We start from the raw sequence: 25,752 nt of genomic DNA on the forward strand, positions 1-25,752 counted from the left end.
ACGAGGAGCACCTATAAAATTAAAGGTGCTCCTCATTTTTATTGCAACTATTTATAGTGGTTTTTGTCGATTAACAGTCCATACTGTAGAGCCGAACGAGTAAATTGTATCGTAAAGACTATACTCATCATAAATAATAGCATTCGTTTTGCCATCACTAAGGACCTGATACCCAATACCTACAACAGCATGTTCACCATAGCTGGGGTCCTTTATTAAAGAAATAATAGCAGGTCTAGAATTATCTATTTCTGCTTTATAATTAGCAAAAATTCCTCCTATCGCTGTTCCGTCCAACGAATATCCATGGTCATTCCAATATCTTTGAGAACCATATGTAATATTACCATAAGAAGTTTCTCCAGCACTATTGGTACTCATTCTATAATTCATACCACGAGCAACATCAACATCAAGCATTTGAGTATTGCCAGTTTTCGTCAAATTATAATAGCCACCTTGTTCAGCCCAATATATTGCGATTTCGGCAGCAGCAATGGGTACGCAACCAAGGGTCGCTTTCCATGTTAGAGTGTTAGGGACATTTTTAATTCTTTTACCTGAAGTAACTGTGCCCGCAGCTATTGCTGATTGTGCTGATAAAGATTCTAATGATTGTAACTGTTTGGCGGATTCAGTAAATCCCTCTTTGGTGAATGCACCTTTAGACTTAAGATCCTTCCGATTTACTTTCTTCTTATCCCTCCTAAGATCAGTGAAATTATCATTATCTACCTTACTAAAATAAGCTGAAGGGCCAACATAAATGGACTTATCAGCATCGATATTTTTGAATGGATGGCTTCCACCGGTAGAAGCTTGAAGAAGTCCCTTATGCAATGTAATAGCACTTTCAATAATATAACCATGATCATCTTTACCGTCTGTTACTGAAAACAAATAGGCAGTAACTTCACCATCGAAGTCATAAAGTTGTCTTTCCTCTCCTAATTGTAGTTTCTCTAAGGGTTGCCAATCAGGATAGAAGCTTTTAGATTCATCAAGAAATGATTGTGCGTCCTTTTTGGCCTCATTCAATGGAACTAGATTCTCCTCATTTTTCGCAAATGCAGCAGGAGCAACAACGGAAGTAATCATAGAACTAATTACTAAAGATAAAAACATTTTTTTCATCCTAATACCAACCTCTAATATAATGTAAAAATATAGGTAATAACACTGAATATAGTATTTATATACCATATTTACCCTGTTTATAATATACATTATTATCCATTTCAAAGTCAATATAAGCCAAAAAAGTAGAAATTCGGAGTTTTTTTGGCCATTCGGAAACCGCAGCGGATCAGTGTATCCCGGATGCCCTGGCGCCGGAGTGAAGGTTTGTTTCAGATATGGCCAGCCGGTGGCTGCGCTTCGATCAGCTCCTACGGCTGCGCAAGGGGTTGGCGGATCTGGATGTACCCTGCATTTTTGTGTGCAAAGCATTGCTTCATATGTCGGATTTTGCTCCTGGATGAGAGGAACTGTAGTGGATAGGTTCAGATAGGTGCAGATCGATTCAGGTTGGCACGGATCGTGCAACTTCCTGGCCAGTAACTAACGCGGCATGCCTACAGCTGCTGCCGCCAGCGTGTGCCGATCTCAGCGCCCGGCCGGGACGAAGAAAACAGGAGCATGAACTGCTGCAATTACTCGGAACTGGTCGGGGTAACAAATCGGAAATCGTACGCTAAGGAAATAAACCCATCAAAATCGCCACTTTTCCTTGCGGGGATACGAAAAAGAGCCACAGTCAAAAATATTGGAGGCTCTTTTTCGCTTATTTGAATAGTTGCTGCAAAACAATGACCGCCCTTTTCAACTCCTCGTCACTTTTTCCCTTCAGGATATTTACAGCTTCTAAAAACCTTTTATTGTTGGGGAGCCCGTGGTATTCTAACAGCTCTCTAAAATCCACGCTGAGTGCTTCGGCAATTTTCTCTAATGTCAAAATCGTGATGTTTTGCTGACCACGTTCTACCAACCCAATGTACGAATGCTGCGTATCCACCAATTCAGCCAGTTGTTCCTGGGTTATACCCTTTTCCTTGCGAATCAATCTGATTTTTGCTCCAACGGATTTTAACACAGAACTATCATCCACATTATTCACGCCCCTATTCTTGCAGCATAGAGTATAAAAGATTAAAAGGAAAGAAAAAGAAAAAAGAAGAAGCTGATAAAAAATAGCCAATCAAATCCACTCAACTATAAGAGTGAATTTGATTGGCTATGATTAAGTCGTCCTCTGTCGATCGGTAATCCTTTCAGCCACCGGAACCGTCATGTACAAGATGCTGATATATTGGAGGGTTCTTTGAAACTTCTTTGTTATTCGATTTTTCCGCGTGAGCGGATACAGTATTAGTTATTCCTATTCCTATTACTAGAATCAGCAGCAACTTCTTCATTGTGAATCCCTCCCATGATTTGTGAGAATTTTTCTTCCTGCTCTTTGGATGCATGGTGTCTGTGCATCCAAAACAATGAGGCACAATTTTTAAAATCAACATCATTGTTATGAGAAACAGCATAAGAGAGACAAAGAAGGATTAAGTCTATTCCTACGCTGACATAACCTTTTCTACAAAAATAAATAGCTTTTTGATAGTTAAATTGTATGTAATGATTTTTCCAAACAGGATTTTCGGAGTCTTTATATTGGTCAATTTCTTCCGAAAATCTATCCAAAATGTGGTCAATATCATAATGGTGTAAGTTAGCTGCTTCAGCAATTGTTCTCATGCCTGTGATCAATATGGAAGAAGAATTTGAGGCAATGAACTCTGCATATTCGTTGCATACGTCTTTGCCAAGAAGTAAATCGATCGAATAAGTGTTTCCTTTCGCAAAAACACTAAACTTTTCGACTTCTTTTCTTCCTTCATCATCTAAAATTTCGAACCAGCTTAAATCGGCGTATGATTGTACATACTTTTTAGCTTCTTCATATTTCCCGGTTAAACTTAGAGACAGCCCTTTTAATAGAAAACCTTGCCCGTAATAAACGACTAACGGTCTTTCTGTTTCCAATGTTTTTGATCCGTTCATTCCTGTTAGCATGCTGTAGACATACATTGCGCATGTTCTTAATTCATCTGCATATTGGCCGACCTCACTCCATTTTTGCAAAGAGTAGCAGGTTTGCGATATTTTCAGGAATGCGTCTAATTGTATATGATCTGGCAAATTTTTTATGAAAGGATTGAATCGTTGAATTGCTTTCCAATCTTCTTCAGAACCATTTCCCAGGGACGCAAGAAAGATTCGATATTGGGCAATGCTCACTTTTTCTGACAATCGAATCTGTTCATGATCGCAGAAATATTTATAATAATGAATAGACTCTTTTCTTCTGCCTTGTTTAAATAACGTTTCGGCCAGGTCAAATAAGATAGATGGAGTTTCAGTGTCATCCAAATAGGAGTCAAGGTCACCTTTTGCATCCTCCAGCATAGAAAAATCCCCTTTGCATTAATTACTATCATTTCAAATTTAAACCATAATACAAAAGGAATTTACCATATATTTCTAGGATGGTCAATAAAGAATTATCCGATGATTAGTTCAATGTTCAATTCGCTCATTTTGCCGAATAGGCTGTGGAATAATTGAACACCGTTCATTACCAAGAAGTTTAATTCATGAATATTCACTTATACATTTTTTCGGATGATAGCCTGACCGAGGGCCTGGAACTGCTGGACAAAGCCGGGCGGCCATATGGCAGAGAAAAAGAGTTACCCTTGAGCGGGATGAAGCGCCCGGGGGTAACTCTTTGTGTTATGTCATTTCAAGGAGGAAATCGTCGCGCCGAATATGATGACTCCGAAAATGATGTACAGCACGATGCCAATCGCCAACCAGATCAGGCTGGCTTTTGCATAATTGGCTTTCGTCTGATTCGTTCCGCTGCTAAACGCCCATACGAACAGCATGATGATGTTAACGACCGGAATGGCCAGCAGCAGGATGGTCAGCATCCACTCTTTCACGCTAATGACGGGGTTCGGTTGCTCGATCGGGTTTGGAAATTCCAACATGCTCAGCTCCTTTAACTTGTCTGTAGTATTCATCGCACAAAATAGGTTGATGGCCGACCGACTGCATCAGGCTTCAACCCCAGTGATAAATGTATTAGGAATTGTAGGAGGTTATGACAAAATAAGCCGGAACGCAGCTTTGTACGCAGGCGTCGGCCTTCTTTTGAGGTTGGAATATTGATAATTTGAGTTGCGAAAATGGAACATGGCTCACAGCGGAAGAACTATAATTTGAGCAGACTATATAACGGTGGTGGAGAAGCGTGACTGTAGGGAAAAACAAATTTACACTGTGGGTTCTCGCCTGGCCCATTTTTATCGAATTGATGCTGCAACTGCTGCTTGGAACGGTGGATACGTTGATGGTCAGCCGGATTTCCGACGATGCGGTCGCGGTGGTCGGTCTGGCGAACCAGCTGTTTCAAGCTTTGACGACGTTATTTATGACCGTTGCCAGCGGAGCGGGAATCGTCATCGCCCAAAAGCTGGGAGCGCGCAAAAACGAAGACGCGCGGACGGTCGCGATCATGGCCGTGATGGTCAGTGCGGCGATCGGCCTTGTGCTGAGCGTTGTGCTGTACCTCGAAGCGCGACCTTTGGCGAAGCTGTTCCAATTGGAGGAACGGCTGCTTCCCATGGCGGACACATATATTTCAATCGTCGGCGGGGGAATGGTTTTGACGGCGTTGATGGCCTCGCTCAGCACGGTCATCAGGAACACGGGCAATACCAAGGGGCCGATGATTACGGCGCTGGGCATGAACGTGATTCACGTTTTTTTCAATTACGGCTTCATATTCGGAGCTTACGGATTCCCGCAGTTGGGTTTAACCGGGGTTGCTATTTCTACACTTGTTAGCCGTCTGTTGGCGACTTTCCTGCTCCTGTTTATGTTCGTCCCGGCGTTTGAACGCAGAATCCAGCTCAGGGACTGGCTGCTCTTTCACCGCAAGCTGTTCGGTGAAGTGCTGCGGATCGGCTGGCCGCTCGGCGTGAACATGTCCTCTTACGTATTCACGCAATTGGCGATGTATACGTTCCTGGCGATGATGGGGGCAAAAGAGCTTGCCGCCAGAACCTATATGAATACGTTGGAATCCACCTGCTCGATGCTCGGATACGCGATTGCGCTGGCGATGCAGATTCAGATTGCGCACCTGTACGGCGCGGGGAGAACCCGCGAGGCTTATCGAAGCTCATATCGGGGACTCTGGATCGGGCTGGCGCTCGTGAGCTTCAACTCGGTGATCTTGCTGATCGTCGGAAAGCCGTTTCTCGGTCTTTTTACGGCCGATCCCGAAATTTTGGCCCTCGGTCTTTCCTGCATCGCGCTGAATCTGATTTTGCAGCCGGGCAAAATGCTGAATATGGGCATGGGCAGCGCCCTGAATGCGGTAGGCGACACCCGGTACAGCATGTTCGTATCGCTGGGCTCCATGTGGCTCGTCGCAGCAGGCCTTTCCTATGTGCTGGGCATCAGCTTGGGCTGGGGCCTGGCGGGCATTTATGCGGCGATGATCTGCGACGAGTATTTGCGCGGCGCTCTCGTTTTGCGAAGGTGGCGCAGGCAAAAATATTTGCGCCAGGCGGAGCGGCAGCACGCCGCCGTCCAGGCGCAGGCGGCCGGCGCAGCAGCGCAAGGCTAGCGGCGGTGGCGGGTGCGGCTGGCGGAGCCCTCGGCGCGACGTGGGCGCAAGGCTGGCGGGCCGGTGGCGGGCGCAGGCCCGGCGGGGAGCGGGTGGCGGAGCCCTCGGCGCGGCGTGGGCCCAAGGCTGGCGAGCGGGTGGCGGGCACAGGCCCGGTAGGGAGCGGGTGGCGGAGCCCTCGGCGCGGCGTGGGCGCAAGGCTGGCGGGCCGACGACGGGCGCAGGCCCGGTAGGGAGCGGGTGGCGGAGCCCTCGGCGCGGCGTGGGCCCAATGCTGGCGGGCCGGTGGCGGGCACAGGCCCGGTAGGGAGCGGCGGGGATGAGCCCGTCGGAAGACTCGCTCGCCGGAACTGGCGGAGCTGCTTGGCAATGAGCCATGCCGCTAGGCAGCACCCATAAAGATGAAAATAATGCATCGCTAGTTATTTTCAGGGTAGAGCAGCTTTTTGATCCTTCGAACGCTCGCTCGCCGCGACAAATCCCAGGCTGTCCGGAACCTCTACACGCCAGAACTGGCCGCACAAACCTGGTTGCTCGAAGAAAACCTGCAAAAGTGCAGCTTTTTCTCGATGGATGCGCCGGCTACGGCATATTCCTGCAAAAGTGCAGGCTTTTCGCCGCGAACATGGACTCAGATGCATTTTCAGCGAAAATTCCTGCACAATCGCAGGCTTTTCGCCAAAATGAACTACTTTTACAGAAAAAGCCTGCACTTTCGCAGGTTTTTTCCCTGCCAGCCGTCTTACCCCCAGTCTCAGCACCGCAAACCGTGCAGGAGAGACGAGGGGGACGAGCTGGGGAAGAGCGGCTGGGTCCCTCCGGTTCCTCAGCCCTGCCATGCTCGGAAATTCCCGCACAATCGCAGATTTTACAGGCGTCGGAGGCGTCTGGGGGCGCGAAGATTGTGCTGTTGCGGAGCTTTTCGGCGGTGTCCCAAACGTCGCAGCATATGTGGTCGGCCGACCGCTGTCTTGCAGCGCAGCACCGCGTGTAGGGAGCTGCAAGCGCTGCCGTCATGCAGCGCAACACCGCGTGTAGGGAGCTGCAAGCGCTGCCGTCATGCAGCACAGCACCGCGTGTAGGGAGCTGCAAGCACTGTTGTCTTGCAGCGCAGCACCGCCCGCAGCTTCCTTGCGCGCGGTGCCGTCAGCGCTCCCCGGAGGCGCGTTCGTTTCCCTCAGTCCTCGCCTTTCCTCGCAATGAAGCGACTCTCCCCCGACTGATATACCGCTCTCCGATCGGAGGCAAGTTCAACGAAGCGTCCCTCCTTTTTTCGTCCCATTATTTTAATTTAATATGCATCTTACATATGCCGAACACTCAGATAACAATTCAACATTAGAGTAATGGTATTTGAATAATTTGCAAACATGGGGGGAATGCGGCGTGTTCAGTAAGAGGAGGATTAAAAAAGCGTTAGTATGGACGATGACGGCTGCACTGGCTTGCGGCGGCAGTCTCGGTTATTTGGATCCCGGCAAGGGAACGGGTTTGGGGATCGGACAAGCTATGGCTGCAGGTGTGGCGCAAAATGCGAATCATGTGGTGATCAGCCAGATTTATGCGGGGGGCACGGACAATCCGACGAAAGGCGACTCCACATTTACGAACGATTACATAGAGCTTTATAACCCGACAGATAGCGATGTATCGCTCGCAGGATGGTCTATTCAATATGTTCCTTACAACTATACGGCTGGAAACAGCTGGAATGTGGTGGCGCTCGGCGCAGATGCGGGCAAGCCTACAAGCATCAAGGCACACGGATATTATTTGATCAAAGGCAATCACGGCAATTTCGTTTTCGGGGCAGGATCTGTGCCGATTGACGACGCTTTTGCCGATACCGTAGCAGGCAGCGCCTTCCCTCACCTGAGCAAGGACGGCGGCGTGGTCGCTTTGGTGCAGAGCAGCACGGCGCCGATCACGACGGCGAATCCGAGCGGGGCGAGCACGGTGGATTTTGTAGGCTACGGCACATCGTCCAAAACGCCAAAAGCTTTTGAAGGGGCCGCCTATGCGTTGGACGGCTCCTATAAGAAAGCGATCGTCCGCAAAGGGGTCAATCCGGAAACCGGGACTGTTGTCGCGCCTGCGGGATCGGCGAGCACCGGTTTTGGCAACGGCTCGGACACCGATAATAACGATCTGGCCGTAGGAACCAATACCGGCGATTTCCAACAGTTGGACAACGGCAATTTTTCTCCTCGCAACAGCATTGTGCGGGAACCGCGGATTAAAGGTTCGGCTGCCGTCTCCAACGCCGTCTATATGAATGACGATAATATGACGATCAATCCGGCCAAAAACCAGTTCAAAATTTCGCTGACCATCGGCGCTGTCCGCAGCGGAGCACTGGCGGAAGGCGCGGATTTCACGATTGCCGGACTTCCTTCCGGAAGCTTTACGACAACAGCGGCAGGTTCGACCGCGGATAACTCCATCACCTTCACGGTGAACGGGACCGCTGGAGCGGCCATCACGGCAGATGCCAATCTGCAAGTCACCGTCAAAGGCTCCGCTCTGGCCCAACCGGACGCTTATCCCGATTCCTTGGCTATTGGCGGGATCAAGCTCGTATACGCTTCTTCCGTTCCAAAACCGGCGGGAACTCCCGTTACAGGGGCGGACAAAGTGGTTATGACGAGCGCGACGGCGATCGGACAAGCTTCGTTTGGCATCCAATTGCAGGACACAGCTCATATTCGGACCAACACCGGGATAGTTCCTTTGGCTGAAAATACGGACTTCACCGTGACCGGGCTCCCGAGCGGGCTGACCGTTAGCGCTGCGGCGGACACCGCTCAAAACCGCATCATGTTCACCGTTGCCAATCCGCATGCCGTTTCCGTTTTGGAAGATACCAAGCTGTCCGTTGTCATCAAAGGGAACGCCGTTCAGGAAGCTGGAGCTATTGATTCGGATGCGATCGCAGGCATAGCGCTGCAGCGTTACCGGACGGCAGTCGATACTAGCGCAAGCCGCAAAGCTTATGTCGAGCAGCAAATCGTAGCCGACAACAGCTTTTTCCAGGATCCGGTTACGAAAATATACAAGTACAGCAGCAAGGCGCTTGGGCACGATCCGTTCACGTTTTTTAGAGGTACGAACGCCGTGTTCCTGCAGGATTTCGGCAAGGCGGCCCTGCCGGTGCCTGCGGGTCTTACCCAATTTGCCAATGTAAAAACGTACAGCCAAGGCGATGCGCACATACAGAATGTCGGCATTTTTAACGATAAGACGGGTACCGCCGTTTTTGACCTGAATGATGTGGACAGCGCGCACGTCGATACTTTTTACAATGATTTGGTACGTTTTGTAACCAGTCTGTACGTCATTAAATACGATGCCGACAGCACCGGAATCAGCACGATGACCGACGAAGAGATCCGGCCTGTCGCCCAATTGTTCCTTAACACATACAAAGATACTTTGCTGCAAGTAAGCGGCAACGATACGGAAACGACAACCAAGCTTACGGCTGGTCAACTTCAAACTTATACGGCGGCTGTTATGAATAAAATCGTTGGTACCAACGGTTATTTGGCAGCCCGGAAGAAACAGGCCAATAAATGGCGCGATGACATCCTCTCGGATACATCCAAATATCAGACGGCGACGGATGCGGAAAAAGCTGTGATTGAAGCGGGCTGGGGCAGCTATAAGCAAAGTTTGCGCAGCGCTTTTCCTTCTCTGACGGATGAACAGTTTGACAGCTATTTCACGATTAAGTCCGATTCCAATTCTTCCAAACTTATCGTTCGCCGCATTAATCAAGGTCTGGGCAGCATTGGCGTTATGCGGTATAACGTGCTGATTGAGGGGCCTTCTTCCAGCGGCGATGACGATATTGTGCTGGATGTGAAGGAACAGCGCCAACCGGCGAGCTTGTCGATGCAAGCCTACAAGGCGATGTCGATAGATACGGATGCTCACCTGGGCGTGCTGGCGGGCGTGGACAAGCAGTACCTGGTTCGGGAAATTTCTCCGTACAAAGGCGACTATACGAAGAAAACTTTTGCGAACGCAAATGAGTTCAGCCAATACGTGATCGATTCGGCCAAAGCATACGCTTATGCGCATGCGCGGTCCGACCGTGACTCGGCTATCGGCGGGTTGACGAACAGTTTTGACGATGAATTTGCGGCGGGCATTGCAGGGCAGTGGGATACGCTCTCCAAGCTCATTCTCAATGCAGGCGAAGATTATGCTCACCAGGCCGTGGCAGACTACAATCTGGTCAAAGACGACATGGCTTCGGGCAAAATGATCGACATTGCTGCACTCAGCGGGCTTTCGCTCAGCGGTGTGACGTTGAGCCCGGCATTTTCCGGCGGGACTTTCACGTATACGGCTTCCGTGGCTGCGGACGTGACGAGCACGACGGTTACCGCTGTGGCGGCTGATCCGGCGGCTGTAATTTCAGCGGCTGATTTGGGCGTCAAGGCGCTGACGGTCGGGTCTAACACGATAACGGTTCATGTAACCGCCCAAGACGGAAAAACGACGACAACCTATTCCGTTGCTGTGACCAGAGCGTCATCGGGAGGCGGCAGCGGCAGCAGCAGCACCGGCGGTGGTAGCGGCAGCAGCGCTCCAGCGAGCTCGGGAACGATTCAAGCGGCGGACGGAGGAACTTTGACGCTGAACGGCGTCAAAATCGAAGTGCCGTCAGGAGCGGTAAGCAGCAATATTCAAGTTAGTGTCGATAAAATCGCCGACACTTCCAAATTGCCCGCAGATAAGGCGTTGACATTGGTCAGCGACGTGTATGAGATTAAAAAAGACAAGGACGGCGACTTCAGCAAGCCCGTCATGATCACGCTGCCTTACGACCGGACAAAAGCAGACCTGGATAAGTTCACGTTGGCCTTGTACGGGTTGAACGAACAGTCCGGAAAATGGGAAAAACTGGACGGTTCCAAGGTGGACCAAACCGGAGCAACGGTGTCGGGAACGGTGCGGCATTTTGCCAAATTCGCTGTACAGGCATCTGCAAAAACAGAGACTGTCAAACCTCCGGCAAACGAGGCGAATCTCGGCGATTTGAAAGGTCACTGGGCAGAAGCAAGCGTGCGGGAGTTGGTGAAGCTCGGCGCCATTAGCGGATACCCGGACAATACGTTTAAACCGAACGGCAGCATCACAAGAGCGGAATTCGTGACGATCATCGTTCAAGCGCTCCAGCTTAAATCGCAGGGCGGCAGCAGCTTTGCCGATACGGCTAGCCATTGGGCGAAAAATGCGATCGGTACAGCCGCAGCGCTCGGAGTGGTCTCAGGGTATAGCGAGCAGTCGTTCGGTCCCGACGATCTGATCACCCGCGAGCAGATGGCGGCAATCGTCATTCGCGCGGCGAAAATTCAATCCGCGGGCACCGGCTTGACATTTTCCGACAGCGGCGAAGTTTCGGATTGGGCTCGCGCCGCTCTGGGAACAGCGGTTGACAAGGGTCTCTTGAACGGTTACGAAGACGGCACCGTGAAGCCCAAAGCGAACACGACGCGCGCCGAAGCGGCGGCATTCATTTTAAGAGCGCTCCAACTGAAAAAATAAACTCGCACCGGTTCGACCGCCACGTTTGTTGTGGCGGTCTTTTTTTGGTATACGTGGGGTACAGGAAAGCTTAATGACAGGATGAAAACCGGTCTGGCAACCGCTGCCACTTGCGCATCGTGGAAATCAGCACGAAATTTCATACAGAAATTGTACTGATTTCGTAAAATCGAAAAATAAGTATGAAAAATCGAACAGAATCGTGCCTACAGCGGAAAAAATGGCTTTTGTATGCGAAAAATCGAACAGAAAAGCGCAAAAGGGACTGCATTAGGCCGTCTCATGGCAAGCAGTTACAGCATCCGCCCGGTGCAGTCCGATTGGAGATCGTGGCTGTACTGCTTGCAGCTTTGTAACGGCCGCGCAAACAGCAATATCCGTTAAATAGCAAGCAATAATCGATATTAAGCAAATCGTTTTCTATGGTATGATAATCATGAAAGCGCTGACAATCAGAAAAGGGAGTGTCAAAATGAAGAGAACTTTAAAATCGATTATGCTGCTACTGCTTGCAGCAGTGTTTATTTTCAGCTTGGCGGCATGTTCCGGAGGAAGTCCGAAGTCGGGCGGTCAAGACGCCGCCGCGGCAAAGGACGTGACCCTCGATTATCTGTGGTTTACCGACGGAATCGAAGGCGATGTGATGAAAGGAATTGTCGCCGATTATCAGAAGCAAAATCCTCATGTGAAGATCAATCTGGTTGAGGTTGCCTTTAAAGATTTGCAGACGAAGCTGAAAACGATGATCTCCGGCGGCAAACCGCCCGCATTAGCCCGCATGACCGATACCGGCGCTTTCGCCAATCAGGCGCTGGATTTGACTCCATACGTCGGCAGCGGGGACAGCTTTACTTCACAGTTTATCGATTCCATCAAACCTTATTATGTGGTGGACAATAAAATTATTGCCGCTCCGATGGATGTTACGGCCAACGGCATGATTTACAACAAAACGTTGTTCCAAAAAGCCGGCGTGAAGGTGCCTTCCTCCCCGGATCAGGTATGGACCTGGGACGAGTTCGCCGCAGCCGTTAAGCAGGTCATGGATAAAGGCGGAGCCAAGTACGGCCTTGTCTGGGACTTTTCGCCCCACAGATGGTCTACCCTGCTGTATCAGTTCGGCGGCAATATGATCAGCGCGGACGGCAAAAAAGCGGCTATCAACAGCCCGGAAGGCGTGCAAGCGCTGGAATACTTCGCCAAGCTTCATAAAGACGGCATCATTCCGCAATCCGTCTGGTTAGGTTCGGAAAATCCGAACAACCTGTTCCGCTCGGGCACGGTAGCCGTTCATATGGCAGGCAACTGGATGCTCAGCAACTATAAAGACATTAACAACTTTGAGTGGGGCGTCACTTACATGCCTAAGCAAAAAATCCGTTCTTCCGTTCCGGGCGGCAAATACGTCATGGCATTCAAAGGATCGGGAGTAGAGAAAGAGGCCGCCGAGTTTATCAAATATTTGTCATCCAAGGAAGTCAATTCGAAGTACACCAAAGATTCGCTCTTTATGAGCCCGCGCAAGGACAGCGCCAAGCTGGACTACTCTTTCGGCAAGGAAATGTTCGAAGTGTTCGCGAACGAATTGGCCAATACGACTCCGCTTGCGGCTAACGACTGGTCCAGACAAGAGATTGTGCCCAAATTCAGCACCGATTTGAAAAATAACATCGTTGACACGATTTCCGGCAAAACAACGGCCAAAGACGCGCTGGATAAAACCGCTAAACTGATCGACAAAGCCATTAGCGAGCAGGGAAAATAAAGCAGCAGCCATATGTTCATACAGTGGGGCTACCTGGGGGTAGCTCCTCCCTTTTAGGGGGAAATGCTGATTCACAACAAAATCATTGGACCGGAGGTGGCAGCAATCCATGGCACATCACGCCCATTTTCCCACCAATAAGGCATTGAAGCAGGAGCGTATATACATTCGCCACCATGTCACGGAGTGGCAGAACAGTTGGCCGCTTCATACGCATGACGGCTATGAAATTTATTTTTTCCTTCAAGGCAACGCCCATTTCATTATCGGGAACGAGGTTTATCAGCTTCAGCCCGGCGATATGCTGCTAATTAGCGGCGACGTGCTCCATCGTCCGAATCCTTCGAAGGATACTCCGTATATCAGGAGCTATATTAATTTTACGGCGGACTACATTCAGGAATTGGCCGGGGACGATTTGCAGGCGAAGCTTTTGAATTTGTTCGCTCACCCGAACGGCTTGCTGATCCGGTGGGACGAACGCGGCGTGGAAGAAGTGGACGGCCTCTTTTCGATGATTTTGAGCGAGAGGGAGAGGGAAGCGATCGGGCATCAATTTATGATGCAGAGCCTGATGGTGCAGCTTTTGCTCAAAATTTACCGCAAATCGAAAGACGTATACTCGCTCCTCACGGCCCCGGCGCAATCGCAGAAAGAGACGAATGTGCGGCGGATTTTAATGTATCTTAACCAGAATTACAAAAAGACCGTCACTTTGGAAGACCTAGCCGGAGCGATGCATCTGAACAAGTATTATATGTGCCACTGTTTTAAAGAAGTGACGGGGATCTCCATCAACAACTACATCACGCGCAAGCGGATTGACGAGGCAAAGAAGCGGCTGCGATTATCGGATGAACCGGTCGGGATTATGTCGGAGTTTCTCGGTTTCAACAATCCCATCCATTTCAGCCGTATGTTCAAGCAGTATGCGGGCGTATCCCCGCAGACGTACCGCAAGACGCACCAAGACTAATTCAACATCAAGCCGATTAGGGAAAGGAGAGGATAGGGTGTCTCCGGCATTGACCAAGCAAAGGAACAATCCGCGCTCCTCGTGGAAAAAGGAAAAGTTGAAAAGGCTGCTTGCCCCGTATTTTTTCATTTTGCCCAATTTCGTTATTTTCTTAACGTTTATTGTGATTCCGGCTATCGTAGGCCTTATTTATTCCTTTCATAAGTATGACGGATTAAATGAAATGAAATTTTTGGGCTTTGAAAATTACGCGGAGGTTCTTGCCGACAGCGAATTTTGGGCGGCGCTTGGCCGCACCGGGCTTTATGCGGCGATTGTCGTTCCCGGAATCTATGTCGCAGCCCTTGGGATTGCCGTGCTTCTTATTCGCAAAGTAAAGATGATGGGATTTTTTCGCGCAAGCATTTATTGGCCGACGATGATTTCGTTTATTATTGTCGGTTTGACGTGGAAATGGATTTTTGGAGATTCGTTCGGGATTTTGAATTACCTGCTGACTGCAATGGGATTCGACCCGGTATCGTGGCTGACTTCTCCGCTGTATGCGAATTTGTCGGTCATCATCGCCACATTATGGTCCAGGGTCGGGTTTTTCATGGTTATTTTTATTGCCGGACTTCAAGCGATTCCCGTGGATATGTATGAGGCCGCCAACCTGGATGGAGCTTCCAGATGGAGAGTATTCCGGAATATTACTTTGCCGCTGCTCAAGCCGACGAGCGTACTTGTGTTGATGATCTCGCTCATCGACGCCTTCAAGTCGTATCCGCTCATGTATGCTCTTACTGGCGGGGGCCCCGGCAAGTCAACGACATTTATCGTGCAGTACATTTATGAAATCGGTTTTACGAAGCAGGAGCTGGGGATGGCGAGCGCCATGTCGGTCGTTCTTTTTGCCATTATCGGGATTTTCTCGGCGCTGCAATTCCGTCTTTCCAAAGGAGGGGTCAACTAGTGAGAAAAGCCGGCATTGGAACTTATGCGATTTTAATCGCATTGGCTTTGTTTTGGATATTTCCCGTCCTTTGGACCGTGTTGTCTTCCTTCAAAACGAAAACCGATTTGTACAGCTGGCCGCCGGCTTTAATTCCTCCGACTTTTTCGTTGGAGCACTTTATCAGCGCTTTCGATAAAGGGCATTTCGGAACGTATTTTCTCAACAGCACGATTGTGACAATTGCGTCTACGCTGCTGCTGCTGTTGATCAATACGATGGCGGGATTCGCGCTGGCCAAATATCGCTTTAAAGGCGATACGATCCTACTGGTCGGATTTATTTCCACGTTGATGATACCGCTTGAGGTTATCATGATTCCGATCTTTAAAGTCATTTCTTTTCTGGGGCTGTACAACAATCTGCTCGGCATCATCATTCCGCCCGCCGCTACGCCCACCGGGGTATTTCTGGTTCGCCAGTACTTGCTGTCCGTCCCGGATGAACTGCTGGAGGCTGCGCGCATTGACGGTGCGGGGGAATGGAAAATATTTTGGCGCATCATACTGCCGATGGCCAAGCCGATTATTGCGGTTCTGGCGATATTCTCGTTCATGTGGCGTTGGGATGACTTCTTGTGGCCTCTCATCGTGATTAGCGATCCTGCCAAATATACGATCCAACTGGCCATATCGAACTTTATCGGAGAATACAACGTCGACTGGGGAAGCTTGCTGGCCATGTCCACGATCACGATGATTCCCGTGCTTGCGGTTTTCCTGATTTTCCAGCGGCAATTTGTACAAGGCATCGCCACATCTGGCATGAAAGGATGATTTCATAAATGACAACCGGCAGTAACTATTTGGCTTATGCCCCGCTGCAGCTGCGGCACCGCGTTATCAACCGTTGGCTGATCACCGGCATTTTAACCCGTAACGTGCGGTTCGAACCGATGACGATGGAAGGGGATATCAACGATTGGCTGATTAAAGGCTTTTCCATCCATGAAAATCCTTGCCGCAAGGAATTTGTAAACGAGAGACGGGCGTCCGAGCCGAAGCTTCCGTTCGCCGCCCCGCCTGCGCTGGGAGAACATTTTGCCCTTTGGAATTCGGAAGCGCAATGGAGCGTTTATTTCCCGTGGGGGAACTCGCGCGTTGAAGAGTCCGGCTTTTATTACGTGCCGACTCATATGCTGAGATATGGCTATACGGTAGTTGTCAGTCCCTCTGCGCATAAAGCCGTGTTCAACTTGAAAACGTGCGGCGGAGTTGCGTTATGGGTGAACGGACGTCTGGTCTGCGATTTCACGCCTTTCACAAGAAATATCGAACAAAAGACGCAGGTGGAAGTGGAGCTTGAAGCCGGGGAGAACACGTTTTTCGTCTGCCATGAGGATCTGGCGGAGCGGGATACGCTGTACCATTTTACGCTGGAATATACGGGAGACGCTTCGCTTGAGCTTCGAATCCCGCTTGCGGATTCGGAAACGGCGGAGGCTGTGCAGGGCATCGAGGATGCGTTAGACCGGGCTTATTTCCCGAAAGACAGCGTTACGGATGAGGAGATTCGGATTGTTTTCGAACAGCCGTTCAGCCAAAAGTTTACTTTTGACGTGAATTACGTCAGCTTCTTTGACGGCCGGCATTCGATGCAGCGGGATCTGGAGCCCGGGGAGCGGAATCTGGTTCTCGGCCATACGGACGATTTCGGAATCGACTACAAGTACTTTGAACTGGTCGCTCATGTCGGCAAAGCTGCGGTACGCAAGCTGTTCGGCATCGAGCTGCACAACAACCGGTTCCAGCCCCTGCTTAGCCAGGACATGACTGTGGAAGAACGCAAACGGGCGGCGCTGGCGTGTGTGGCCGAACTTGGTATCCCCAACATCCATTCCGCCATTGCCAAGCTGAAAACCGGCGGCGCTCCCGAACAATCCCGGGAGATGATTCTTCAAGGACTCGTCGGCATTCAGGAGAGGCGGGATTGCGCCGACTTCTATTTAATCGCCTTGTTCCGGTTTTGGCGGGACTACCGCGAAAGCGGGTTGTTCGACGACCGTTTCTGGTCGCAGATTAAGGAAACGATTCTCGGCTTCCGGTACTGGATCGATGAGCCGGGCGACGATGTCATGTGGTTTTTCAGCGAAAACCACGCGCTGCTGTTCCACAGCTGCCAGCTGTTGGCAGGCCAGCTGTTCCCTGACGACAAGTTTGCCAGCAGTGGCGAGACAGGCCGTCAAAGGCAGAAGAAAGCGGAACAGCAGCTGCAGGGCTGGTTCGAGCGCTTCTTCGACGAAGGGTTAGCCGAGTGGAATTCTAACGCCTACATTCCAATCGATTTCCTCGGACTGATTCAGCTCTATGATCTGGCCGAGCTGCCGGTACTGCGGGAGAAGGCCAAGCAGGCAATGGATCTCTTGTATTACTACATGGCTGCCGAAGCCCATCAAGGTTATTTGACCTCGACGTTCGGCCGCAGCTACGAGAAGGAGCTGTTCGGCAACCATGCTGCCGGTACGACCTCGTTGATCTGGGTCGGCTACGGTATAGGCAATGTGAACAGCACGACCTTTAATGTGTCGGTGTACTTGTCGGATTATACGCCGCCGCAGGAATTTGCCGGTCTGACTTTGCTGCAGCCGGAGGAGGAGATGGAGTTTCAGCTCGAACAAGGAAAAGACGGCTACGCCAAGCTCAGCCACTACCGGACAAGCTCGTTCGCGATGTCGAGCATTTCCGATTTTCGCCCCGGCTTGAAAGGATATCAGGAACACGTGCTGAATCTGGCATTTTCCCCAGTGGTTCAGGTTTGGGTGAACCATCCCGGAGAGATCTATCCTCACGGCTCAGGCCGGCCATGCTTCTGGGCAGGGAACGGCTACTTGCCGAAAGTCGGGCAGTACAAGGGACTGGGAATTCTGCTGTTCGATATCGGCGAGGAGCACGACGCGGATTATACGCATGCCTACTTCCCGACTTATGCGTTTGCCCGCACAGAGCGCCGAGGCTCCTGGTTTTTCGGCGAGACCGATGGCGCCTATTGCGCCGTGTATGCCGCAGGCGGTCTTGAGCTTACGCAGGAGGGCACGAACCGGGGACGCGAGCTCATTTCCAAAGGGCGGCGCAATATTTGGCTGGTAAGGGCGGCGGATCGCGGGGAATTCGGATCTTTCGAGCAGTTCGTCGACAGCATGATCAAGACGCCAGTAGAAGCGTCGATAGAGCTGCTGCAAATTCGCTGGGACGATGCCGTTTACGGGGAAGCCCGTTTCGGTTGGCGGGAGCCACTGGTTGTGAACAGTGAGGCCGTGCAAATCAAGGACTGCGGAGTACAAGGCCGATTGGTGCGAAAAGGAAGGGTGGCTTCATGCAATTGAATCAAGACATGATGATCAGCGCGATACAACGCGTCTCCAATGCGATGAAATTCATGAAAAACGAAGGAATGGACGAGATTTATCCCATCGGGCTTATTGATATTCATCTGTGGGAATGGCCTCAAGGCGTCGGCCTTTACGGCATGTATCAATATTACGAAGAGACGAAGGATGCGGACACTCTTCAGTTTTTGCAGGAGTGGTTCGACGCCCGCCTGCGCGAAGGCTTGCCCGAGAAAAACGTGAACACTTGCTCGCCGCTTTTAACGCTTATTGCTTTATGCGAGATTACGGGCAAAGAGGAATATATCCGGGTATGCGAAGAGTGGAGCGGCTGGATCATGGACCGTGACAACGGATTGATCAGGACCGGGGACGGCGCGTTTCAGCATATGATCAGCGGGGACCCGAACGACGGGCAAATTCTCATCGATACCTTGTTCATGACCGTGCTTTTCCTGACGAAGGCCGGCGTATATTTTAAGCGCCCGGAATATGTCGAAGAAGCGAAAAAACAGCTCCTCGTCCACATCAAATATTTGTACGACCGCCATTCCGGACTGTTTTTTCACGGCTGGGACTTCAATGGAAGGCACAATTACGGGGCTGTACGCTGGGGGCGCGGCAACGGCTGGTATACTTGCGGCATCGTAGATTTCCTGGACATGGCGGAGCTGGAGGACGGAATCAAGCAGTATTTGCTCGACACGCTGCGCAGTCAGGTTCAAGCTTTGGGCGCGCTTCAGGAAAAGGGCGGCATGTGGCATACGGTTCTGGACGATCCGTCGTCCTATGTGGAAACGTCGTGCACGGCCGCTTTCGGCTACGGGATTTTGAAGGCTGTCCGCAAAGGCTATTTGCAGCAGGATGATTTGCCGGCCGGACTTAAGGCGCTGCAGGCTGTGCTGGATCGAATCGACGCGAACGGGGTAGTTCAGGAGGTTTCCTACGGCACGCCGGTCGGCAATGACGCCCAATTTTACAAGGACATTCCGATTTCTCCCATGACTTACGGTCAAGCGCTAACGCTTTTGATTTTGATGGAAGGCTTGCGTTACGCCAATAGTTCCAGCTGACGGCAAATATTAGGGGGCTCATGCCCCGATGGTCCTTGATGCGTTCAATTGGCCTCAGCTGTAAAAAGAGCGGTTCTTAAGTCTTATTGAAGACTTAGGCCGCTTTTTTATTGTTTGTTTAGTTCGGTTTGCCGTATAAAGAAAAAGCTTGAAAACGATAACAAATTGTTGTTTAATACATTTATATCATATTTTTATTAATCAATTTATGTTTTTATTAACTAAATGAAGAGGTGTTTTTGATGTCCCAGAAAGCGAAAATGATTGTAGACAAAGATTTTACGATCGGGGAAGTCGATTCGCGCATTTATGGATCGTTTATCGAACATTTGGGCCGGGCTGTCTATGGCGGCATTTACGAGCCGGGGCACCCGCAGGCGGATGAGCAGGGTTTTCGCGCGGACGTACTGGAATTGGTGAAAGGCCTGGACGTGCCGATTGTCCGTTATCCGGGCGGCAACTTTGTCTCCGGCTACAACTGGGAGGACGGCGTGGGACCGGTCGCACAGCGCAAAAAGCGCCTGGAGTTGGCCTGGCGGACCGTTGAGCCGAACCTGTTCGGCTTGAACGAGTTTATGGATTGGTGCCGCAAAGCGAACACGCAGGCGATGATGGCCGTCAATCTGGGCACTCGCGGACCGGATCAAGCGCGGGAGATCATGGAATACTCGAACCATAAGTCGGGAAGCTACTGGAGCGATCTGCGCATCGAGCACGGCTACAAAGACCCGCATAACATCAAAACGTGGTGTCTGGGCAACGAAATGGACGGACCTTGGCAAATCGGGAGTAAGACAGCTGTAGAATACGGCCGCATCGCCAATGAAACGGCCAAGGTGATGAAGTGGGTCGATCCGACGATCGAGCTCGTCGCATGTGGCAGCTCTTCGCTGAAGATGCCGACTTTCCCGGAATGGGAATCGACCGTTCTGGACCATACTTACGATCATGTCGACTACATTTCCCTGCACCAGTATTACGGCAACCACGACAACGATACGGCGAACTTCCTCGCCCAATCGCTCGGCATGGATAAATTTATTCATACGGTCATCGCCACATGCGATTATGTACAGGCGAAAAAGCGCGGCAAAAAGAAAATCAACCTTTCCTTTGACGAGTGGAACGTCTGGTATCATTCCCATGACGCGGACCGCAAAATCGAGCCCTGGAGCATCGCGCCGCCGCAGCTCGAAGATGTTTATAACCACGAAGACGCCCTGCTCGTAGGCTGCATGCTGATCAGCATGCTCAAACGCGCGGACCGCGTGAAAATGGCCTGCATGGCCCAACTGGTCAACGTCATTGCGCCGATTATGACGGCTAACGGCGGGCCGGCGTGGAAGCAGACCATTTACTACCCGTACATGCATGCGAGCGTATTCGGCCGCGGAACGGCGCTCGTTCCATTGATTCAATCGCCGAAGTACGACGCGAAGGACTATACCGATGTGCCGTACCTGGAGGCGGTTGCGGTGCATAACGAAGAGCGCTCCGAAGTGACGGTATTCGCAGTCAACCGCCATCTGCAGGAGGCGCTGCCGCTGGAGCTGGATTTGCGCAGCTTTGGCTCCAGCCAAGTGATCGAGCATATCGTGCTTGAGCACGACGACATTAAAGCGGCCAATACCCAAGACGCGCCGGACCGCGTGAAGCCGCATGGCGGAGGCGACGCCGCCGTCGCGGGCGGCGGCCAAGTGCAGGCGACGCTGGCCAAAGCGTCCTGGAACGTCATCCGCTTGAAATTGGCGTAACCGGCGGTCGGTTTTAGGCAGCCCTTATCCTCTGACGAGGATGAGGGCTGTTTTGCTTTGGCGGGAGCCGGGGAGGGAGTCCGCCGGGCATTCGTGCGGATGGAGGGGCGCGCCGAAATCCGGCGAAAATGCACCGGCTTTTATGCCGGGCGTGCTGGGGTCTTGCCCTGCGCCGTGTGGCGCCGCAAAGCGCGCCGCCGGTCGAGGCGCAGCGTGGATGGAACGGTTGCACAGCGGAGCCGCATGAGGCGGCTTGGCGGGCACCGGGCCAGTGGAAAACCTGCAAAAGTGCAGGAATTTTCCGTGGAAATGGCCCGTTTCGGCGAAAAGCCTGCGAAAGTACAGGAATTTTCGCCGAAAATGAGCCTTGAGCCCATGCGCGGGTGAAAAGCCTGCACAATTGCAGGGATTTTTCGCTCCCGGTGTATCGGCAAGCAAAAAACTGCACTTTTGCAGGCTTTCTTCACGCAAAACCAGGCAGCATTGTGCTATAGGCCTGACGTGCGGGTGTCTTTCTCGCAAGCTTCTTCGCGCAAAGCCAGGTAACCATGCGGATGGGGGAGCGCCGAAATCCGGCGAAAATGCACCGGCTTTTATGCCGGGCATGGGGTCTTGCCCTGCGCCGTGTGGCGCCGCAAAGCGCCGGTTGAGGCGCAGCGTGGATGGAACGGCTGCACAGCGGAGCCGCATGAGGCGGCTTGGCGGCCACCGGGCCAGTGGAAAACCTGCAAAAGTGCAGGAATTTTCCGTGGAAATGGCCCGTTTTGGCGAAAAGCCTGCGAAAGTACAGGAATTTTCGCCGAAAATGAACCTTGAGCCCATGCGCGGAAGAAAAGCCTGCACAATTGCAGGAATTTTTCGCTCCCGGTGTATCGACAAACAAAAAACTGCGCTTTTGCAGGCTTTCTTCACGCAAAGCCAGGTAACCATGCGGATGGGGGGGCGCCGAAATCCGGCGAAAATGCACCGGCTTTTATGCCGGGCGTGGGGTCTGGACCTACGCCGTGTGGCGCCGCAAAGCGCGCCGCCGGTCGAGGCGCAGCGTGGATGGAACGGTTGCATAGCGGATAGGCGTGAGGCGGCTTGGCGGGCACCGGGCCAGTGGAAAACCTGCAAAAGTGCAGGAATTTTCTGAGGAAATGGCCCGTTTTGGCGAAAAGCCTGCGAAAGTACAGGAATTTTCGCCGAAAATGAGCCTTGAGCCCATGCGCGGGTGAAAAGCCTGCACAATTGCAGGAATTTTTCGCTCTCGGCGTATCGACAAGCAAAAAACTGCACTTTTGCAGGCTTTTTCCGTGCAAAGCCAGGCAGCATTGTGCTATCGGTCCCGTCGCGCGGGATTCTTTTTGCAGGCTTTTTCCGTGCAAAGCCAGGCAGCATAGGCTATCGGCCCTGACGTGCGGGATTCTTTTTGCAGGCTTTTTCCGTGCAAAGCCAGGCAGCATTGTGCTATCGGTCCCGTCGCGCGGGATTCTTTTTGCAGGCTTTTTCCGTGCAAAGCCAGGCAGCATTGTGCTATCGGTCCCGTCGCGCGGGATTCTTTTTGCAGGCTTTTTCCGTGCAAAGCCAGGCAGCATTGTGCTATCGGTCCCGTCGCGCGGGATTCTTTTTGCAGGCTTTTTCCGCGCAAAGCTAGGCAGCGTTGTGCTACTGAGGCCCCGTCGTGCGGGTGTCTTTCTCGCAAACTTTCTCCGCACAAAACCAGGCAGCATTGTGCTATCGGCCCCGTCGCGCGGGATTCTTTTTGCAGGCTTTCTCCGCACAAAACCAGGCAACATTGTGCTATAGACCCCGACGTGCGGGTGTCTTTCTCGCAGGCTTTCTTCACGCAAAGCCAGGCAGCATAGGCTATCGGCCCCGACGTGCGGGATTCTTTTTGCAGGCTTCCTCTGCGCAAAGCCAGGCAGCATTGTTCTACCGGCCCCCACTGTGCGGGTTTCTCCAGCCCTGCCTATGAGCGGCGGAGCCTCATACCGCGCGCGGCTCCCAGTGCGCGGTGCGAGCTGCATGACGGCGGTCGGCCACCCAAGCCGCCAACCTCCGAGCGCCCCCGCTCATCTTCGAAAGACTCTCAACAATTCTGCTCTCTCAATCGCCAAGAATAAAAATTGGAATTTCGATGCACCATAAACTTGTGCGGGGCTTAGGCAGCTCTTGCCGGGCGATCCCTTTATTTTACACCGCGTGGTTTGGTATCATGGTGGAAAAAAGACAGGGAGTTATCGCTTATGAAATTTTTGCCGATTTGCTTGATCGGGCTGACGGTATTTCTTTCCGGCTGCGGCCAGCAAGGGGGACAGGCCCCCGCGGTGGAGTCCGTCAAGGCGGATGCGCCAACTTTGTACAAAAATTACTGCATGTCCTGTCACGGCGGCAATCTGCAGGGCGCCAAGGGGCCAAGCTTGCAAAAGATCGGAGACAGACTGGATGAAGAAGATTTGATTCTCCGCATCCAAAAGGGCGGGGGCGGTATGCCTCCTTTTCAGGTAAGCATGACGGATGAAGATGTAAAAGCGCTCGCGGCCTGGCTGGCAGCGATGAAGTAACTTTCACAAAGCCTTCACAATTTCTTCATAAATATCATTTACAATAGGGGGCTGAAGGAGAGTGATGAAAATGCGCTTGACCTTTCGGCCCCAAAACTTCGTATACACTACGCTGAAGCAAAACCGTATTAGCGCTTACAGCCTTATTATTTGTATGCTGATAGTTGCGCCGTTGTTGTCCATACTGGGAATCGAGTATTTGGTGCGCGGTTCGATCCATCAAACGCTGGATTGGGTCATGTCCAATAAAGTGTATTTTGCGCTGAATGTGTTTTTGGCATTTTGCGTGTACAGTTTGATTTATGCCATTCTCGGTTCGCTGATCGTATCCATGGGAATAAGCACGCTGCTGCTGGGTACCGTATCGTTAATCAGTTATATGAAAACAAGATTGATCGGCGAGCCCTTTTTTCCGTGGGACATCCTGCTGAATAAAGAAAGCATGAGCATCGCCTCACTTGTGACAGGCAAAGCCGCTTTGATCCGGATCGTATCCGTCGCGCTGCTGTTCGTCGTCATTTTGCTGCTGCGCTTTATCGTACCGCGTTTGTCGCTGCCCATCTTCGGGCGTATCGCCTTAGGTCTGTTTTCCCTCTATGCTTTATACGCGTTCGGCGTGAAAACAACGCTGGCCGGGAACATTCTCGATCGCGCAGGTGTCAATGAAATCACCTGGAACCAGAGCGAAAACTATACCGATAACGGGCTGGCGCTCGCTTTTACGATGAATGTCAAAAACTCGATCGTGCAAAAGCCGCCGACCTACAGCAGCGAAGCCATGGCGACTGTAGCCGGCCATATTCAGAACGCCTCGCTGAAGTCTTCGACCGGTGACGGGCTCATTAACGGCAAACAGCCGAACGTCATTTTTGTCATGAATGAAGCGTTTTGGGACCCGACGCTGCTGACGAACGTCAATTTCAGCGAAGATCCCGTTCCGACCATCCACCGTCTGCAAAAGGAATCGTCCTCAGGCTTTTTGCTGTCCCCGCAATTCGGCGGCGGCACGAGCAACGTGGAGTTCGAGGTGCTTACGGGGAATTCCATGAGCTTTTTGCCGGGCGGCTCCATTCCGTACCAGCAATACGTCACGAAACCGGTGCCGAGCCTGGCCAGCTACTTTGAAGGCAAAGGCTACAAAAGCCTGGCCATCCATTCCTACGAAGGCTGGTTCTGGGACCGCAACAACGTCTATAAGCAATTTGGCTTCGAAGGCTTCAAAAGCAGCGAGAACTTTGTCAATCCCGAGGTCAAAGGCTATTACATCTCCGATGACGAAGTATCCCGCTCCATCATGCAGGAAGTCGATAAGTCGGACCGGCCGATGTTCATTTATGCGGTAACGATGCAAAATCACGGTCCTTACGACGAGAACCGCTACGGAGACAATCCGATCAAGGTGCAGGGACCTTTGTCCGACTCGGCCAAATCGATTCTGGAAACGTACACGCACGGCGCCCACGATGCCGATCAGAGCTTGCAGCTTTTGATCGACCATTTTCAGAAATCGGATAAACCGACTTTGATTGTGTTCTACGGCGACCACCTTCCGATGCTGGGCTACGATTACCAAGTGTATCACGAGTCCGGCTTCATCCAGTCAGGCAACGATTCGCAGTGGTCGCTGGAAGAGTTGAAAAAAATGCACAGCGTCCCAATGGTCATGTGGTCGAATTTCGATATGCCGAAAGAACAAATTCCGGTGCTCAGCAACTCTTTCCTGGGCGCCCACGTACTCGACCGGCTGAATATGGAAAAACCGGCCAACTTCTCGATGGATGCCCAGCTTTCCGCGCAAATCCCGGGCATGCTGAGCAATCTGGTTGTCGACAGCAACCAGCAGCTGCATGCGAAAGCCCCCGATTCGGCCAAACAGATGATTGACGATTATCGGAACATGCAGTACGATTTGCTGTTCGGCAAGCAATATTTAGCCGATTATATCGACCATGATTATTTGACCAAAGCCGCAATCCCGAGCTACAGTACCGATCCTGACAAAGAAACGGTTTTGGCGGAGGAAGCCGCACATACTCCGGCGGCCGCAGGCAAATCGCAGTAATCAAGAGAA

Annotated in this window: 17 protein-coding genes; 11 read left to right on the forward strand and 6 right to left on the reverse strand. The window is 51.5% G+C overall.

The features are described 5' to 3' along the window. Nucleotides 1-51: 51 nt before the first annotated feature. From AC0LWT_RS15505 to AC0LWT_RS15520, 4 genes are all read right to left on the reverse strand, one after another. Nucleotides 52-1,134: a C39 family peptidase gene (locus tag AC0LWT_RS15505; protein ID WP_474682162.1), complete on the reverse strand. Its 1,083-nt coding sequence runs from the start codon at nt 1,132-1,134 to the stop codon at nt 52-54. Between the two features lie 649 nt (nt 1,135-1,783). Continuing rightward, complete coding sequence (locus AC0LWT_RS15510; RefSeq protein WP_474682163.1) at nt 1,784-2,107, reverse strand: helix-turn-helix domain-containing protein; 324 nt, start codon at nt 2,105-2,107, stop codon at nt 1,784-1,786. A 260-nt stretch (nt 2,108-2,367) separates the two neighbouring features. Next, nucleotides 2,368-3,459: a DNA-binding protein gene (locus AC0LWT_RS15515; RefSeq protein ID WP_474682164.1), complete on the reverse strand. Its 1,092-nt coding sequence runs from the start codon at nt 3,457-3,459 to the stop codon at nt 2,368-2,370. Nucleotides 3,460-3,791: 332 nt separating this feature from the next. Next, complete coding sequence (locus AC0LWT_RS15520; protein WP_474682165.1) at nt 3,792-4,046, reverse strand: hypothetical protein; 255 nt, start codon at nt 4,044-4,046, stop codon at nt 3,792-3,794. 263 nt (nt 4,047-4,309) lie between these two features. On the opposite strand from AC0LWT_RS15520, the gene AC0LWT_RS15525 reads away from it, so the two are divergent. Next, nucleotides 4,310-5,692 (forward strand): MATE family efflux transporter, encoded by a 1,383-nt coding sequence (locus tag AC0LWT_RS15525; protein WP_474682166.1) that lies wholly within the window; start codon nt 4,310-4,312, stop codon nt 5,690-5,692. 428 nt (nt 5,693-6,120) lie between these two features. On the opposite strand, the gene AC0LWT_RS15530 is transcribed toward AC0LWT_RS15525, so the two are convergent. After that, a complete protein-coding gene (locus AC0LWT_RS15530; protein ID WP_474682167.1) occupies nt 6,121-6,531 on the reverse strand; it encodes a hypothetical protein in 411 nt (136 codons plus the stop codon). A gap of 547 nt (nt 6,532-7,078) precedes the next feature. Here AC0LWT_RS15530 and AC0LWT_RS15535 point away from each other — a divergent pair. From AC0LWT_RS15535 to arfA, 8 genes are all read left to right on the forward strand, one after another. After that, complete coding sequence (locus AC0LWT_RS15535) at nt 7,079-11,248, forward strand: DUF2252 family protein (protein ID WP_474682168.1); 4,170 nt, start codon at nt 7,079-7,081, stop codon at nt 11,246-11,248. 472 nt (nt 11,249-11,720) lie between these two features. Continuing rightward, on the forward strand, nt 11,721-13,013 hold the full coding sequence (locus tag AC0LWT_RS15540) for an ABC transporter substrate-binding protein (RefSeq protein WP_474682169.1): 1,293 nt from the start codon (nt 11,721-11,723) through the stop codon (nt 13,011-13,013). A 109-nt stretch (nt 13,014-13,122) separates the two neighbouring features. Then, a complete protein-coding gene (locus AC0LWT_RS15545) occupies nt 13,123-13,989 on the forward strand; it encodes a helix-turn-helix transcriptional regulator (protein ID WP_474682170.1) in 867 nt (288 codons plus the stop codon). 37 nt (nt 13,990-14,026) lie between these two features. After that, complete coding sequence (locus AC0LWT_RS15550; protein ID WP_474682171.1) at nt 14,027-14,944, forward strand: carbohydrate ABC transporter permease; 918 nt, start codon at nt 14,027-14,029, stop codon at nt 14,942-14,944. Continuing rightward, nucleotides 14,944-15,759 carry a carbohydrate ABC transporter permease gene (locus tag AC0LWT_RS15555; RefSeq protein WP_474682172.1) on the forward strand — a complete coding sequence of 272 codons (816 nt, stop codon included), beginning with the start codon at nt 14,944-14,946 and terminating at the stop codon, nt 15,757-15,759. Before AC0LWT_RS15550 ends, AC0LWT_RS15555 begins: the two co-directional genes overlap by 1 nt. Nucleotides 15,760-15,767: 8 nt before the next feature. Beyond that, on the forward strand, nt 15,768-18,305 hold the full coding sequence (locus AC0LWT_RS15560) for a hypothetical protein (RefSeq protein WP_474682173.1): 2,538 nt from the start codon (nt 15,768-15,770) through the stop codon (nt 18,303-18,305). Next, nucleotides 18,296-19,381 carry a beta-galactosidase BglB gene (gene bglB / locus AC0LWT_RS15565; RefSeq protein WP_474682174.1) on the forward strand — a complete coding sequence of 362 codons (1,086 nt, stop codon included), beginning with the start codon at nt 18,296-18,298 and terminating at the stop codon, nt 19,379-19,381. Before AC0LWT_RS15560 ends, bglB begins: the two co-directional genes overlap by 10 nt. Nucleotides 19,382-19,623: 242 nt before the next feature. Beyond that, nucleotides 19,624-21,135, forward strand: coding sequence for an arabinosylfuranosidase ArfA (gene arfA, locus AC0LWT_RS15570; protein WP_474682175.1), 1,512 nt, complete (start codon nt 19,624-19,626; stop codon nt 21,133-21,135). 24 nt (nt 21,136-21,159) lie between these two features. Here arfA and AC0LWT_RS15575 read toward each other — a convergent pair whose 3' ends face one another. Then, on the reverse strand, nt 21,160-22,515 hold the full coding sequence (locus AC0LWT_RS15575; RefSeq protein ID WP_474682176.1) for a hypothetical protein: 1,356 nt from the start codon (nt 22,513-22,515) through the stop codon (nt 21,160-21,162). A gap of 848 nt (nt 22,516-23,363) precedes the next feature. Here AC0LWT_RS15575 and AC0LWT_RS15580 point away from each other — a divergent pair. Together AC0LWT_RS15580 and AC0LWT_RS15585 are read left to right on the forward strand one after the other, a co-directional pair. Next, nucleotides 23,364-23,681: a c-type cytochrome gene (locus AC0LWT_RS15580; protein ID WP_474682177.1), complete on the forward strand. Its 318-nt coding sequence runs from the start codon at nt 23,364-23,366 to the stop codon at nt 23,679-23,681. Between the two features lie 64 nt (nt 23,682-23,745). Continuing rightward, nucleotides 23,746-25,743 (forward strand): LTA synthase family protein, encoded by a 1,998-nt coding sequence (locus tag AC0LWT_RS15585; protein ID WP_474682275.1) that lies wholly within the window; start codon nt 23,746-23,748, stop codon nt 25,741-25,743. The last annotated feature ends 9 nt before the right edge of the window (nt 25,744-25,752 follow it).

It is taken from the genome of Paenibacillus sp. sgz302164 (assembly GCF_056120505.1).